General features: G+C 65.0%; 15 protein-coding genes. 6 read left to right on the top strand and 9 right to left on the bottom strand.

Going from position 1 to position 14125, the window contains the following annotated elements; translation table 11 throughout:
- Positions 1-49: 49 nt before the first annotated feature.
- Entirely contained in the window at positions 50-1726 is a 1677-nt protein-coding gene (locus C8J25_RS16600) for a GMC family oxidoreductase (RefSeq protein WP_107955493.1), read from the top strand.
- A gap of 131 nt (positions 1727-1857) precedes the next feature.
- Here C8J25_RS16600 and C8J25_RS16605 read toward each other — a convergent pair whose 3' ends face one another.
- Both C8J25_RS16605 and C8J25_RS16610 read right to left on the bottom strand, forming a co-directional pair.
- Positions 1858-3684 (bottom strand): DUF885 domain-containing protein, encoded by a 1827-nt coding sequence (locus C8J25_RS16605; protein WP_244187167.1) that lies wholly within the window; start codon positions 3682-3684, stop codon positions 1858-1860.
- A 165-nt stretch (positions 3685-3849) separates the two neighbouring features.
- Complete coding sequence (locus C8J25_RS16610; protein ID WP_107955495.1) at positions 3850-4584, bottom strand: SDR family NAD(P)-dependent oxidoreductase; 735 nt, start codon at positions 4582-4584, stop codon at positions 3850-3852.
- An 85-nt stretch (positions 4585-4669) separates the two neighbouring features.
- Here C8J25_RS16610 and C8J25_RS16615 point away from each other — a divergent pair, with 85 nt between their 5' ends.
- Positions 4670-5044 carry a winged helix-turn-helix transcriptional regulator gene (locus C8J25_RS16615; RefSeq protein WP_107955496.1) on the top strand — a complete coding sequence of 125 codons (375 nt, stop codon included), beginning with the start codon at positions 4670-4672 and terminating at the stop codon, positions 5042-5044.
- Between the two features lie 19 nt (positions 5045-5063).
- Here C8J25_RS16615 and C8J25_RS16620 read toward each other — a convergent pair whose 3' ends face one another.
- Both C8J25_RS16620 and C8J25_RS16625 read right to left on the bottom strand, forming a co-directional pair.
- Positions 5064-6020 carry a bifunctional methionine sulfoxide reductase B/A protein gene (locus C8J25_RS16620; RefSeq protein ID WP_107955497.1) on the bottom strand — a complete coding sequence of 319 codons (957 nt, stop codon included), beginning with the start codon at positions 6018-6020 and terminating at the stop codon, positions 5064-5066.
- A 77-nt stretch (positions 6021-6097) separates the two neighbouring features.
- Complete coding sequence (locus C8J25_RS16625) at positions 6098-6436, bottom strand: hypothetical protein (RefSeq protein ID WP_107955498.1); 339 nt, start codon at positions 6434-6436, stop codon at positions 6098-6100.
- A gap of 228 nt (positions 6437-6664) precedes the next feature.
- On the opposite strand from C8J25_RS16625, the gene C8J25_RS16630 reads away from it, so the two are divergent.
- Positions 6665-7258 (top strand): DUF2846 domain-containing protein, encoded by a 594-nt coding sequence (locus C8J25_RS16630; RefSeq protein ID WP_107955499.1) that lies wholly within the window; start codon positions 6665-6667, stop codon positions 7256-7258.
- 87 nt (positions 7259-7345) lie between these two features.
- Here the strand turns inward: C8J25_RS16630 and C8J25_RS16635 are convergent, their stop codons facing one another.
- The 4 genes from C8J25_RS16635 to C8J25_RS16650 form a co-directional block, all read right to left on the bottom strand.
- The gene (locus tag C8J25_RS16635) at positions 7346-7837 is read right to left on the bottom strand and encodes a PilZ domain-containing protein (protein ID WP_146173367.1); all 492 of its coding nucleotides are present in this window, start codon (positions 7835-7837) and stop codon (positions 7346-7348) included.
- A gap of 237 nt (positions 7838-8074) precedes the next feature.
- Positions 8075-8659 carry a response regulator transcription factor gene (locus C8J25_RS16640; RefSeq protein WP_107955501.1) on the bottom strand — a complete coding sequence of 195 codons (585 nt, stop codon included), beginning with the start codon at positions 8657-8659 and terminating at the stop codon, positions 8075-8077.
- A complete protein-coding gene (locus C8J25_RS16645; RefSeq protein WP_107955502.1) occupies positions 8656-10263 on the bottom strand; it encodes a sensor histidine kinase in 1608 nt (535 codons plus the stop codon). The genes C8J25_RS16640 and C8J25_RS16645 overlap by 4 nt, the downstream gene beginning before the upstream one ends.
- A gap of 33 nt (positions 10264-10296) precedes the next feature.
- Positions 10297-11253 (bottom strand): LysR family transcriptional regulator, encoded by a 957-nt coding sequence (locus C8J25_RS16650; RefSeq protein ID WP_107955503.1) that lies wholly within the window; start codon positions 11251-11253, stop codon positions 10297-10299.
- Between the two features lie 110 nt (positions 11254-11363).
- Here C8J25_RS16650 and C8J25_RS16655 point away from each other — a divergent pair, with 110 nt between their 5' ends.
- Positions 11364-12281: an alpha/beta fold hydrolase gene (locus C8J25_RS16655; RefSeq protein ID WP_107955571.1), complete on the top strand. Its 918-nt coding sequence runs from the start codon at positions 11364-11366 to the stop codon at positions 12279-12281.
- Positions 12282-12385: 104 nt separating this feature from the next.
- Here the strand turns inward: C8J25_RS16655 and C8J25_RS16660 are convergent, their stop codons facing one another.
- Entirely contained in the window at positions 12386-12835 is a 450-nt protein-coding gene (locus tag C8J25_RS16660; protein ID WP_107955504.1) for a MarR family winged helix-turn-helix transcriptional regulator, read from the bottom strand.
- A gap of 117 nt (positions 12836-12952) precedes the next feature.
- Here C8J25_RS16660 and C8J25_RS16665 point away from each other — a divergent pair, with 117 nt between their 5' ends.
- Together C8J25_RS16665 and C8J25_RS16670 are read left to right on the top strand one after the other, a co-directional pair.
- Positions 12953-13378: an organic hydroperoxide resistance protein gene (locus C8J25_RS16665; protein ID WP_056490142.1), complete on the top strand. Its 426-nt coding sequence runs from the start codon at positions 12953-12955 to the stop codon at positions 13376-13378.
- A 313-nt stretch (positions 13379-13691) separates the two neighbouring features.
- A complete protein-coding gene (locus tag C8J25_RS16670) occupies positions 13692-13976 on the top strand; it encodes a hypothetical protein (RefSeq protein ID WP_146173368.1) in 285 nt (94 codons plus the stop codon).
- The last annotated feature ends 149 nt before the right edge of the window (positions 13977-14125 follow it).

Here is a 14125-nt window from a genome sequence, read left to right on the forward strand (position 1 = left end):
CTGCTGCTGAACAGGCGCGTTTCTTACAGGATATTAGGAGAGGAAGATCATGGCCGAGACCAACAGGTTCGACGCGATCGTAATCGGTTCGGGCGTCAGCGGCGGTTTCGCTGCGAAGGAATTGACCGAGAAGGGCCTCCGCGTCCTGATGCTCGACCGCGGCAAGATGGTCGAGCATGGCGAAGGCTACACCTATGACGGCAAGCCCGCATACGAGGTGCCCGCGCGCAACATCATGCCCAAGCCATTGGTGGACAGCGACTATTTCATCGCCAAGCACGGCTATGTTCAGCCCAGCAACCGCGAGTTCCACAACGACGACCGGCTGAACCCATACGCCTATGACGAGGGCAGCAAGTTCTACTGGATCCGGCCGGGCGCGGTCGGCGGCAAATCGCTGATCTGGGGCCGCTGGTGCTTCCGCTGGAGCCCGGAGGATTTCGAGGCGAACAAGCGCGACGGCATCGATGGCGACTGGCCGATCCGCTATGACGACGTCGCGCCGTGGTACAGCTATGTCGAGAAATACATCGGCGTATCGGGCTCGCGCGAGAACCTCGTCTATCTCCCCGACAGCGAATTCCAGCCGCCGATGCCGATGAACGTCGCCGAGAAGTGGCTCAAGCAGGGGCTCGAAACCAAGTTCCCGGGCCGGAAGCTCATCAACACGCGGCTGTCGAACATGACCGAGGATAAGCCCGACCAGAACCGCACGAAATGCCAGTTCCGCAACCAGTGCGGCAATGGCTGTTCGTTCGGCGCCTATTTCTCGACCCAGGCCGTCACCTTGCCAGCCGCCCGCGCGACCGGTCGCCTGACGCTCAAGTCGGACTCGGTCGTCACCAACCTGGTGTACGACGCAGCGCGTAAAAAGGTCACCGGCGTCCGCTATATCGATGCGAAGACCGGCCAGGCGGAAACGGTGCAGGCCGATCTCGTCTTCCTCTGCGCTTCGGCAATCGCCTCGACGCAGATCCTGCTGAACTCGCGCGCGCCGGGCAGCGACCGCAGCTATTTCGACGAGAGCGGCACGCTCGGCCGCTATGTGATGGACCACATCTTCCGCGTCGGAATCGAAGGCGACATCCCCGGCATGGAGGAGTTCATCGAATTCGGTCGCCGTCCGGGTGGCGTCTACGTCCCGCGCTTCCGCAACATCGGTGGCGACGAGGGCGTCGGCTTCAAGCGCGGCTATGGCTATCAGGGCAGCGCGTATCGCAATCCCGCCGCCCCAGTGGGCTTCGGAGCATCGATGAAGCAGGGCATGCGCAAATACGCGCCGTGGCGGTTCAGCATGGGCGCGTTCGGCGAGTGCCTGCCCTATGCCGACAACAAGGTTTCGCTGCATGCCAGCAAGGTCGACCGGTTCGGTGTGCCACTTGTCCGCTTCGACGTGCGCTTCCGCGACAACGAACTGAAGATGATGACCGACGCACGGGCGCAGGGCGAGGCGATGCTGAAAGGGGCAGGGCTCACCAACGTCAAGAGTTCGGAAAGCGAGCACGTCCCCGGCGACGCGATCCACGAAATGGGCGGCGCGCGCATGGGCCGCGACCCGCGCACCTCGGTGCTGAACGAATGGAGCCAGGCGCACGCGGCGTCCAACCTCTACGTCACCGACGGCGCGCAGATGGCATCGATCTCGTGCGTGAACCCGTCGCTGACCTTCATGGCCCTGACCGCGCGCGCCGCCGATCATGCGGTCCAATCGCTGCGGAAGGCCTAGGCGCTAGGCGGGCAAGCTGCTCACGCGTCGTCGTCCCCACCGCGGTTCATGACTGGCGCTTGGCGAGGCAGGGGTAAACCCTGTCCACCAAGCGCCAACCGAACCATTCTAGCAGGGTAGCGCCCGTACGATTATTTCGCTGCCCCGCCGCCGGCAGCGATCCAGGCGTCGATCTTGCGTTCGAGCACCGGCATCGGCAGCGATCCGGTATCGAGCACCTGCGCATGGAAGTCGCGCGGATCGAACTTCGCGCCGAGCGCCGCCTGCGCCTTCGCCTTGGTCCGCGCGATCGTCAGCTGGCCGATCTTGTACGCCAGCGCCTGGCCGGGAATCGCGATGTAGCGCTCCACCTCGGCAGTCGCATCGGTTCGCGCCATCGGCGAATTGACGAGCATATATTCAATCGCCTGATCGCGCGTCCAACCCTTGGCATGGATGCCGCTGTCGACGACCAGCCGCATCGCGCGCAGCATTTCGTCGTTCAGCCCACCCATCCGCTGATACGGATCGGTCTCCATGCCCAACTCCTTCCACAGGCTCTCGGCGTACAGCGCCCAGCCCTCGACATACGCGGTGTTGCCACCGAACCGCATGAAGGCTGGCAGCGCGGTGTTCTCCTGCGCGAGGCTGATCTGGAAATGATGCCCCGGCACGCCCTCGTGCAGGAACAGCGTCTCCATCTCCCACATGTAGCGCGAGGGCAGATCATAGCTGTTGTAGTAGAATACGCCTGGCCGCGAGCCGTCCGGCGTACCGCCCTCGTACGAGCCGCCAGCCGCGCCCTTTTCCTTGAACGCCGGGACCGGGCGGATTTCGAGCGCGGTCTTCGGCGTCAGCGAGAATTGCTCGGGAATCCGCTGATAGATGCGCTTCTCGATCGCCTGATAGCCGTCGCGAAGCTGCGCGACCGAACTCGGCTGGAACTGCTTGTCGGTGCGCAGGAAGGTGAAGAACGCTGGCAGGTCGCCCTTGAACCCGACCGCCTGCTTCTGCGTCTCCATGCCCTTCAGGATCCGCGCCACCTCGGACAGGCCGAGCTGGTGGACCTGCTCGGCGATCATCGGCAGCGTCGTGTTCTTGCGGATCAGATAGGCATAATAGGCATCGCCCCCGGGCAGCGCGGACAGCCCCACCGTGTCGCGCGCGACCGGCAGGTACGTCTTGGCGAGAAAGTCCCGCATCCGCTGGTGCGCAGGCGTGATGACATCGCGGATCTGCGCCGCATAGGCCGCTTTCAGCCGCGTCTGGTCGGCCGCCGGGATCGACGCGGGAAAGGTCTTCACCGGGCCGTAGAAGGTCGATCCCTCGACGCCCTCCGCGATGAGGTTGTCGAACTCCTGGATCATGTTGGTCACGACCAGCTTCGGCTGGACGATCCTGTCCTTCATGCCCTGGCGGAACAGCCCGATCGCGCGGTCCAGCACCGCGGCATATTGCGCGTTGCGCTTCAGGTTGTTCTCATAGTCGACGAGCGTCTTGAACGGAGCCGCGCCCTTGCCCGATGCCAGGTCGGGATAGAAGGTCTGGAACCCGTTGAAATGGTCGATCGGCAAGTCGCGCTCGACCCTGACGATCGCGGGGGCGTAGCCGGCCAGGTCGGTCTCGTTGCGCGTCTTGAACACGTCGTATGCGATCTGATCGGTCGCGGTCAGCTTCGTCCGGTCGATCGTCTTGAGCGCGGCCAGATCATGCTCGATCGCCGCGCGTTCGGTGGCCAGATACGCATCGGTCAGATAATCGCCGAGCCGGTCCGCATAGCGCAAATCGCCGCGGAAAATCCCCTCGATCGGATTGCGCTTCAAGCTCGCCTCGTCGCTGTCGTAGAACACCCGCTTGAGCCGCGCATCGTCCGCACTCTCGCGCGGCTGCGCGACGGGAGGCGGCAGTGCCTGCGCGCTTGCCGTGGCGCTGCCGACGGTCGTGGACAGGAAAGCGGCAAGCAGCAGTTTGACGGACAACGTGTGTTCCTTTGGATGCGATGACACGGGGGTAGGATGCGGCAGGATTTCCCGCAAGCGCCGCCCGTGTCCGCTCGAACCGCAACGAGCAGGCGCGCTCGACCCTTTCGAAGTTCCGTCGAAACTGGGCGAGGCTGCACCGCCAGCGGCGCAGCCTCGCGTCATTCAGATCTGTGCGACGCCGCCGTCGACGAACATCTCGCTGCCGGTCATGAAGCTGCTGTCCGCGGACGCCAGGAAGGCGGCGGCGGCGGCGATCTCGGCGGGGTCGCCAATCCGGCCGATCGGGGTGCCGGCGCCCATTTCCGCCATCGCATCCTCGCCGACGACCTCGAGCGCGAGCTCGGTCCTGGTCGGTCCCGGCGACAGCACGTTGACGCGAATGCCGGTGCCGCGCAGATCGAGCGCCCAGCTGCGCGCGAAATTGCGGATCGCCGCCTTGGTCGCGCTGTAGACGCTGAACCGCGGCGTTCCCATCACGCTCGTGCTGGATCCGGTGAGGATGATCGAGCCGCCCGACCGCATCAGTGGCAATGCCTTCTGCACGGTGAACAGCAGCCCTTTCACGTTGACGTCGAACGTCCGGTCGTAATGCTCCGGCGTGATTTCACCGAGCGGGACGAGCTCGCCCGTACCGGCATTGGCGAACAGGATGTCGAGCGAACCGCGCTCCGTCCGGACCGTCTCGAACAGGCGATCGAGGTCGGCCATGTCGGATACCGAGCCGCTGATCGCGCAGGCATTCTCGCCTAGCTCGACCAGTGCCGCGTCGAGCGCGTCCTGCCGCCGCCCGAAGATGTAGACGAACGCGCCCTCGTCGATGAAGCGCTTGGCCGATGCAAGGCCGATCCCGCTGCCCCCGCCGGTCACGATCGCCGTCTTGCCGTTCAATCTGTCCATCTGATGTCTCCGTGGTTGCGAAGATCCTTAACTGGCGGAGCGCATACCTATCGACAAGTATGCACCTTTTGGTAAGTACCAGGTTATGCCAATTGCACCTCCGACTGACGGCTTCACCTGCGGCCTGGACGTCACGCTCCGCATCATCGCGGGAAAATGGAAACCGCTGATCCTGTATTTCCTGTTGCAGCGGCCCAACCGCTACGGGGAGCTTAAGCGTGCGGTGCGCGGCGTCAGCGACAAGATGCTGATCCAGCAATTGAAGGAACTGGAGGCGGACGCCGTGCTGACGCGGACGGATTACCATGAGGTCCCGCCGCGGGTCGATTATACGTTGACGCCGATGGGCCGCAGCCTCGCCGAGGCGCTGGCGCCGCTGTGCACCTGGGGAACCGAGAACATGGCGGAGGTCACGCGCGTGTTCGCCGAGCGCGACAACTGGCAGCGCAAGGCAGGCTGACCCATACTCGCGCGCCCGCTCAGGCCGCTTCGGCGCGGCGCGGCAGTTTCCAGTTCGGGCGGACGAAATGGCAGGTATAGCCGTTCGGCTTGCGCTCCAGGTAATCCTGGTGCTCGGCCTCGGCCTCCCAGAAATCGCCGACCGGGGAGAGTTCGGTCACGACCTTGCCCGGCCATAGGCCCGATGCCTCGACGTCGGCGATCGTCTCCTGCGCGACGGCCTTCTGATCGTCGTCGGTGTAGAAGATCGCCGAGCGGTAGCTCACGCCACGATCGTTGCCCTGCCGGTTGACCGTCGTCGGGTCGTGTATCTGGAAGAAGAATTCGAGCAGCGTGCGGAAGTCGGTGCGCGCCGGATCGAAGACGATCTCGATCGCTTCGGCATGGGTGCCGTGGCGGCGATACGTCGCATTGGCGATGTCCCCGCCCGAATAGCCGACCCGGGTCGAGACCACGCCGGGCAGAGCGCGGATCAGGTCCTGCATCCCCCAGAAGCATCCGCCCGCGAGTACCGCGCGTTCGGTCCTGGCCGGAACTTCCTCGACCTGATCGAGATACGCGGCATAGCCTTGCGCGGCCATCTCCCCGCGCGGGACGAAGCGCAGCGCCGCCGAATTGATGCAGTAGCGCAGGCCCCCGCGGCTTCGCGGACCGTCCTTGAAGACGTGACCCAGATGACTGCCGCCATGCGCCGAGCGAACTTCGGTACGCGGGATCAGCATCGACCAGTCGCGCCTGGCCTTGACGCTCGCCGGTTCGATCGGCCGCGTGAAACTCGGCCAACCGCAACCGGACTCGTATTTGTCGGCGCTGGCGAACAGCGGCTCGCCCGAGACGATGTCGACGTAGATTCCCGCGTCCTTGGTGTGCAGCAACGCGCCGGAACCGGGACGCTCGGTCGCATTCTCCTGCGTCACCCGGTATTGTTCGGGCGTCAGCGCGGCGACGGCATCTTCGGTCTTGCGGTAACTGGTCATGGCGGCACTCCGTTGACCGGAATGTGGTGTGCCGTCATCTCGCTGTCGAGATGCGGGCAGGCACCGCCGCCCTGCGATCAGCGCTGTTTCTTGGTCAGCGTCGCAGTGAAATCGGGGTCCTTGTTCGCGACCCAGTCGACGAACTTGCGCACTGCCGGGTCGGCCAGCAGTCCCTCGACGTCCATGCCGTGGCGTTGTAGCTCGGAATTGGTGAAGTTCGCGGTCAGCGTCTGCTGGCAGATCGGATGCATCGGGACGACGTCGCGGCCGCCCCGGCTCTTGGGGACGGGATGGTGCCAGACGATGGTCTTGCCGGTCGGGCGACCACATAGCCAGCACGCGACGATCGCGACGGGCGCGTCCTCCTCGGCCTGCGGATCTTCATAGGGACCGTGTTTCGAATGTTTGCGCGCCATGCGTCTGTCTCACGTCCCGATGATTGCGGCGTCTTCCTTAGCGGGATAGGCGCCGTTGCGACAGTCGGCTGGTACCGGCCGCGCACGGCAGGGCAAAGCCGATCCACGACGTTCGATCGTTCAGCGCGGCGGCCTTGATCGGGCAAGGTAGCGCGCTAATACGCGAACAGTAATCGGCGCAGACCGTTCAATAATCGCGCAACTCTACAGACTATCCGAGGAGTAGGTATGAGGCCTAGCAATACTAAATGGTTTGTTCTCACCGGGATAGCGGCATTCTTCGGCGTGATATTCGGCATGACGGGGGCGCAATCCTTGTCCGGCGGCGCGGCGGTCGTGATCTTCGGGGGGCTGTTCGTCGCCGCCATCGCGTTCGTGATCTGGTCGCTGTCCGGCAACAGGGTCGGCAAGACTGCGTCGCCCGCCCTTGTTGCAGACGCGCGGACGCTTCGGCCGGCTGCGGGTAGTGCGCGGATCTATGTCGTGCGGCGCGGCTTCATGGGTGGCATGGCCGGTATGAAAATCGACATCCACGGCGTCGCGTCGGGACAGATCCGGATGAACCAGTTCGTCATGGCCGAGGTCCCGCCCGGCACGTACACCGTCGAGACCGCGATGGCGCGCAACGGCATCAAGCCGTCGAATTCTGAAACCACGTTGTCCGTGCAAGGCGGCGACGTCGTGGTGATCCTGGCGATGCTGAAGGTCCAGTCGCTGCACTCGACGACCACGCAGGAGCGGATCGTCGGCACGGAAGCGCAAACCGCCGTCGCCACGACCAAGATGATCGAATGGACCAACCGATCGGCTTCGGTCGCATAGCCGCGTGAAGGCGTCGTCCCGTGAAGCTGCCGGCTCGCGTCGCTCGGCAGCACGGTGCGCCGGAAACCGTCGTTTCCCGCAGGCGCGTCAGCTCACCGCGCCGGCGAGCACGTCGACGGTCGTACCGAGTGGAGCCACCAGCGCCTGGTAACAGGACATCGCCGCGAAGCAGGCGATACCCGCGCCGATGATCGCCAGGCAGACGAACTGGAATGCCGATGCGCGGCGTTTGGTACGGTCGGTTTGCTCGACGATCCTCCGGGCGGACTGTTCGCGCTTCATCGCGCGGCGGTCGGCGTCGGCGGCGGGGGGGCGATGTTTCAGGACGGGTTCGCTCAACAATGCGGCGAGGCTGACCGGGTCCTGGGTCCTTACCCCGAAGCGGCTGCCGCCGTTCCACACCACGCGACCAATGATGACGAGAGTCCCACGACGGATGTCGACATAGGTGCCGAGGATCGGCGGTTCGCTGCTCGATACGAGCAGGCCCTTGTCGGACACGTCATGAATGCATCCGTTCGACCATTTGCCGCCGACATTCATGCGACAGGGAACCGAGAGTTCCTTCAAAGCGCGCAATTCTCATCCGATCTGGTTGGATCATCGTCCAGAATGCGTATCCCGGTGTCGAAGCGCACCCAATCCGGGAAATATACCGAGACGCGTCATGCATTGCCGACAGCGCCGAGGATGGCGCATCGAGACCGGTCAGCGCGCATCGACCCAATAGTGGCCCCAGCATTCCAGCAGCCGCCGACCGCATCGCCCGAAGCTGCATCAAGCTTGCCCATCCGGTGGTCCGATCGACCTCGCGGATTACCGTGCGAGCGCGATCAGCTGGGCGATGCCGTTGGTGCCGGTCTTCGCGACGATCGCGGCGCGGTGATCCTCGACCGTCTTCGGACTGATGTCGAGCGCGGCGGCGATAGCCTGGTTGTTGTGCCCCTTCACCAGCAGGTCGAACACCTGGCGCTGCCGCGGCGTCAGCCCCGCGGTCCGTGCGAGTGCCGAGCGTTGCGCCTTTGACCAGGCGACGCCCTCGGTGATGGCGGCGAGCAACCGGTCCTCGTCGATCGGCTTTTCGAGATAGTCGAGGCCGCCATAGCGACGCACCGAATCCACCGCGTTGGCGGTCGTTGGCCAAGCAGTCATGAAGATGATCGCGACCGCGGGGTCGAGCAGGCGGACGCGATCGGCAAAGTCGAACCCGTCGATCTCGCCCATCATCACGTCGGTGACGATGCAGTGCGCCGGGGCGCGCTCGTACACCTCCAGCAATGGGGCCGGATCCAGGAACGGTTCCGCGACATGACCGTGACGGCGAAGCAGCCGTGCGACCGCAGCGCCGAGGTCCTGGTCGTCATCGACGACATACACCATGCCACACGCGGTATCGGTCATTCGGGCTCTCCAACGAGCGGCAGGGCAATGGTCGCCCGCGTGTTTCCGGCGGTATCGGTGACGCGCGAAAGGGTGCCGCCATGCGCCTCGACGATCGCGCGCGCGACGAGGATGCCGATGCCCATGCCGGGCTGCTCGGGGCGGGCGGGTCGCGATCCGTTCACGACCACCAGCTCGACGCCTCGGTTCGTGCGGGTCACCCCGAGTATCACGGTGCCATTGCCGCAGGCCTGGACCGCGTTGCGCACCAGGTTGACGATCGCCTGCGCCAGTTCGACCTCCTGCGCGAGAATGACGAGGTCGGGCGCGACGGCGTCGATCGACAGCGTGACACCGTGCGATTTCGCCTCGGGGCGGGCCAGCGCCGCGACGGTGTCGATCAACGTCGCGAGCGGCAGGGGCGTCGGTACGTCGACCGTCCGTCCGCCGAACCGACGCAGCCGGCGGACCAGCGTCGACAATGCGGCGGCCTTGCGATCGATCAGCGCTGCAGTCGTCGCGATCTCGACATCGGCCGAGACGGTCAGCTCGTGCAGATGCTTGGCCTCGATCGCCAGCGTCGAGAGCGGCTGGCTGATCTCGTGGATGACCGCCACCGACATCGCCCGCAACGTCTTCAGCCGCTCCGCCTGGAACAACAGGCGATCGCGGCGTTCGAGATCGACCCGCACCCTGGCCTGCGCATCCGCGAAACTGCCCGCCAGATACCCGACGACCATGATCGAGGCGAGGCTCATGTGCAGCGCGAGGCGCCCGCCCATGTCCATCGGCATCGCGGTCTGCGGCAGGACCATCGCCGCGACGACGACGATCGCCAGCCAGCTCGCCAGTCGCCCGAACCGCAGCCCGATCCACGCGACCGCGAGCAGGACGGGGGTATGCGGCGTGCCCAGGCCGATCCGCGCGAGCAGGATCTCGATCGCGAACGACGCCACCAGGATCACCACGGCCTCCGCGACCGACGCCATGCTCGGGCGTCCGGGCCGCAATGTGCCGCCCGTCGCAAGGTCCGCCACCCAGAGCAGGGGCGGCGCCAGCAGCAGGACGCCGAGCAGGTCGCCGACGACGAACCCGGTCAGCGACGTCACCGTCTCGCGCAGCCCGGATACGCCGGTGAGATCGGGGCGCAGCAACGACCACGGCAGCGCGGTCAACGCAGCGGCGGCGGGCGCGCCGACCGAGGCGAGGCCGAGCGGCATCGGCGCAACGCTCATGCTCGTCTGCGCGCGATCCGCCATCGTCCGGACCAGCAGTACGATCAGGCCATAGACCAGCGGCGGACGGATCACGCCGATCAGCGCGGTCAGCCATCCCGCCGACCGCGGATCGATCACGCCCGTGCCAATCTGCACGAGGATCTCGGCCACGATGATCGCAAGGGTCAGCCGCGGCCCACGCCGCCACAGCAGCGCGATGCGGAAGCCGGCAGCGGGATAGAGCAACGAATAGAAACCGCGCCCGCCCCATTCGGCGGCGATATGATGCGCCGCCAGAAACGCGATCGCGTACCCGACCAGCCAGGGCAGGTCGGCGACCGTCGGCACGACGGCGGTGGCGCGGGAGGGGATGCGGGGCTCTACGAAGGGCTTGGCGAGCGTCGTCATTACGGCCTCCCTGCCAGATCGAAACGCCGCAGCCTATCCGGGCGTATCCCGGAATGCGATCCTAGCTGAAAGTGGCACGTCGCGATCGCTCGGCGGCAAGTCCCAATAGGGCGGATCGCCGAACGAGGCCCTGAGGCTCAACGTCAGGGCAGCGATCTTTGCCGACGCAGTTCGCTCTCGCGGATAAGCAATGTACAGCTCGGCACCCTCGGCCGCGTAGCCGATATCAATCCTGATCAGGGTACCGGTCGCGACATCGGCATGCGCGAAGAACGTCGGCAGCAACGTGATGCCCAGCCCGGCCAGTGCCGCATCGCGCATCACGAGCCCGTTGTTGACGCGCAAAGCAGCGCGCGGTCGCACGACGGTCCACCCGTCGGCGCTCGCAAAACGCCAGTCGGCATCGCGGTTTGCGTAGAGAATGCCGCAATGCGCTTCGAGGTCGGCTACGCTTTGCGGCACGCCGTGCTGCGCGAGATAGGCAGGCGAGGCCACGAGGATGCGCTGGCTGGTGGCGAGCCGCTTGGCGACCAGCCTGGTGTCGGCGATCGTGCCGTGGCGAATGACCGCGTCGAAGCCGTCGGCCGCCGCATCGACGAAGCGGTCGTCGAGTTCGAGCGTCAGGTCGATGCCCGGATGGTCGGCTAGGAAGCGACAGATTGCTGGTCCGAGATGCAGCACGCCGAAGCCGACTGGTGCGGACAGGCGCAACGGCCCGACCAGCGTGCCGCGCCGTGCCGCCATCTCTGTCGCGCCCTCCGCTGCCTCGTACAGGATCCGCTGCGCGCGCGGCAGGAAGGTCTGGCCGTCTTCGGTCAGCGACAGCTTGCGCGTCGTGCGTTGGATCAGGCGCGTGTCAAGCAATCGCTCCAGCTCCGCCAGTCGTTCGCTGACCACCGATTTGGCGTTGCCGAGACGCCGCGCCGCCGCACTGATCGACCCCGCTTCCGCGGTGGCAACGAACGCCGCAATACCGTCGAGCTTCATCATCGTTCGACAATCCCGGAAGGCGGTTTCGGCTTTTGCCGGCTAGTGCGAACGGTGCTCGCGCGGCACGCTCCTGTCCAGTTGCAGCGGCCATGCTGCCCAGGAGCACCGTGATGCTACGACACGCCGCTGCCGCCATCCTGGCGATACTCGTCGCTACGCCCGCGTTGGCGCAGGTCCAGCCATTCCCACCTGGCTTCACCGAACGCGATATCGCGACCAACGGTACGACGATCCATGTGCGCGCGGGGGGCCACGGTCCAGCGGTCCTGTTGCTGCACGGCTATGGCGAGACCGGTGACATGTGGGCACCGCTCGCCGCCGATCTGGCGCGCAACCACCTGGTGATCGTTCCCGACCTGCGCGGCATGGGCCTCTCATCGAAACCGGCGGGCGGCTACGACAAGTCGACGCAGGCAGTCGACATGGTCGGTGTGCTCGACGCGCTGCAGATCGACAGGACCGATCTGGTGACGCACGATATCGGCAACATGGTCGGCTATGCCTTCGCCGCCCGGAACCGCAACCGCGTGACCCGGTTCGTCCTGATGGACGCGCCCTTGCCGGGCGTCGGGCCTTGGGACGAACTGCTGAAGAACCCGCTGCTTTGGCATTTCCGGTTCGGCGGTCCCGATATGGAGCGGCTCGTCGCGGGTCGCGAGCGTATCTATCTCGACCGGTTCTGGAACGAGTTCTCGGCGTCACCGGCGAAGTTTAGCGAAGCCTCCCGCGTTCATTATGCCGCGCTCTATGCCCGACCCGGCGCGATGCATGCGGGCTTTGCGCAGTTCGCCGCATTCGACCGCGACGCAGCGGACAATGCCGGCTTCGTCGCGGCGGGCAAGCTGACCATGCCGGTGCTTGCCATCGGTGGCGCCAAGTCGTTCGGACCGATGATGGCGACGGTCATGCGGTTCGCCGCGAGCGACGTGACCGAGGCGGTGATTCCGGACTCGGGCCACTGGCTGATGGAAGAACAGCCTGTCGCGACAATCTCAGCCGTACGCGGCTTCTTGGATACCAAACGATAAGGACGGGTAGGCGTCGATCATCGCGTACGTACTTCCCAGCCGAGTCAGTCGGCATCGTCCGACCGATCGTCAGTCGTGCCTGCAGGATTGGCGCAATACGGGCGTCACTGCGTTACCGGGCGGTCCCCTGCGAGTGCTCGCCGCAGTGCTGCGACCTCCACGTTCAGCGCCGCGAGTCGATCCTGCGTCATGCCGGACCGCTCGACTATCAGCGGGCCAAGGCACCCGGTCTCCGTCCACCGCGCTTTGCCGGTCTCGGTCAGCCGGACGCGCACCTGTCGCTCATCGGCGGGGTTGCGGATGCGCGTGACCAGCCCCGCCGCCTCCAGCCGTTTCGCCAACGGCGTGATCGTGCTCGGTTCGAGCGCGAGCCGATCTGCGATCGCGCCGATCGAACAGCCATCCTCCGCTTCGTTGAGCGTCTGGAGAACGAGAAACTGTGGATAGGTGATGCCGAGCCGGTCGAGCACGGGCTTGTACGCACGATTGATCGCAATCGTCGCGGCATACAGCGAAAAGCAGAGCTGGTCGTCGAGGGGCAGGGGATCGGACACGTCAGGCTCCTTCAGGCATGACCGTACATAAAATTACTTATCGCGGCAAATCTTACTGGACTTCGGTACCGCGAGATCGTAGACAGTTATCGCGATAAACAATATGGAGATTTCAGCATGTCCGTCGATGTAAAATACACCACCGAAGCCACCGCAACCGGCGGCCGCGACGGCCATGCACGGTCGCAGGACGGGCGTTTCGACGTCGCGCTTTCGACGCCGAAGGAACTGGGCGGCGCAGGCGGCGACGGCAGCAACCCCGAGCAGCTGTTCGCAGCCGGCTATTCCGCGTGCTTCATCGGCGCACTAAAGGTCGCTGGGCAGCAGTTGAAGGTGAAGCTGCCCGACGACGTGGCGGTCACCGCAAAGGTCGGGATCGGCCCTCGCTCGGCTGGCGGTTTCGGAATCACCACCGACCTGACCGTGTCGCTGCCAGGCATCGACCGCGCCGAAGCGCAGCGTCTGGTCGATGCCGCACACGAGATCTGCCCCTATTCGAACGCCACGCGTGGCAATGTCGATGTCGGCCTGACGCTCGCCTGAAGTTGAGGCCCTGACGGTCGGGCGGCGCGTTTGCTGCCCGACCGTCTTCAATTGGTCGCAAGACCAAGCCGCTGACGTCGAGCGGCCTCTAAGTCACGTCCGATGCATGTTGACATTAATGGTCACGGCTCCGATGTAACTTGCATGTACGCTCTTGCGACACATAAGCGTTTCCTCGACCATTCGGGTCAACTCGCCGCACGCGGTTAGCCCGAGCTCGCGGCTGTTCGCCGTTCGAGTTCGGGCTTTATTCGATCTGACCTTTGGGACGTGCTCTGCGCGCCCATGATCTCGAGTAAACGGAAACCGCACAGTGTCGGAACAGAACCCTGATAAAGATAGTCGCCCTTTGGCGGATCATGACGTCGAGCTGCAGGATCGCGCCTCGCAGCCCTTCCTTAGAATGAGGCCGAAGCATTTTTTCTCGAACAAGTTCGAGCTGGAGATCGTCGAAAACTATTCTGCCGATGATGGCGATCGTTGGGATCGCAAGCAGCCGAACTGGTTGAACCGCTTCATCGACGTGAATCTTGTGCTTATGATCCTCGTGATCGGCGTGCCAATCCTTTTATATTGCATCGTCGCCTCGGCGAAATAGGCGCCGGACTCACGGTACAGGACTGTTCGCGACGATGTCGCGGGCAGTCGTCGACTGATAGAATAGCTGGCGACTTGCCGCAAAATCCGTGTCGATAAGCAAGTAACGGTAGTTTCTCACCGGACTCCCGCGCTGCCTGTCCATGATAG

The sequence above is a fragment of the Sphingomonas faeni genome (assembly GCF_003053745.1).
Taxonomy (GTDB): Bacteria; Pseudomonadota; Alphaproteobacteria; order Sphingomonadales; family Sphingomonadaceae; genus Sphingomonas; species Sphingomonas faeni.

Bases quoted from the DNA above. Each gene is read 5' to 3' on its own strand.
- C8J25_RS16610 (WP_107955495.1), bottom strand. From the start codon at position 4,584: ATGGACAGATTGAACGGCAAGACGGCGATCGTGACCGGCGGGGGCAGC.
- C8J25_RS16630 (WP_107955499.1), top strand. From the start codon at position 6,665: ATGAGGCCTAGCAATACTAAATGGTTTGTTCTCACCGGGATAGCGGCA.
- C8J25_RS16645 (WP_107955502.1), bottom strand. From the start codon at position 10,263: ATGACGACGCTCGCCAAGCCCTTCGTAGAGCCCCGCATCCCCTCCCGC.
- C8J25_RS16665 (WP_056490142.1), top strand. From the start codon at position 12,953: ATGTCCGTCGATGTAAAATACACCACCGAAGCCACCGCAACCGGCGGC.
- C8J25_RS16625 (WP_107955498.1), bottom strand. From the start codon at position 6,436: ATGGCGCGCAAACATTCGAAACACGGTCCCTATGAAGATCCGCAGGCC.
- C8J25_RS16650 (WP_107955503.1), bottom strand. From the start codon at position 11,253: ATGATGAAGCTCGACGGTATTGCGGCGTTCGTTGCCACCGCGGAAGCG.
- C8J25_RS16640 (WP_107955501.1), bottom strand. From the start codon at position 8,659: ATGACCGATACCGCGTGTGGCATGGTGTATGTCGTCGATGACGACCAG.
- C8J25_RS16620 (WP_107955497.1), bottom strand. From the start codon at position 6,020: ATGACCAGTTACCGCAAGACCGAAGATGCCGTCGCCGCGCTGACGCCC.
- C8J25_RS16655 (WP_107955571.1), top strand. From the start codon at position 11,364: ATGCTACGACACGCCGCTGCCGCCATCCTGGCGATACTCGTCGCTACG.
- C8J25_RS16615 (WP_107955496.1), top strand. From the start codon at position 4,670: ATGCCAATTGCACCTCCGACTGACGGCTTCACCTGCGGCCTGGACGTC.
- C8J25_RS16600 (WP_107955493.1), top strand. From the start codon at position 50: ATGGCCGAGACCAACAGGTTCGACGCGATCGTAATCGGTTCGGGCGTC.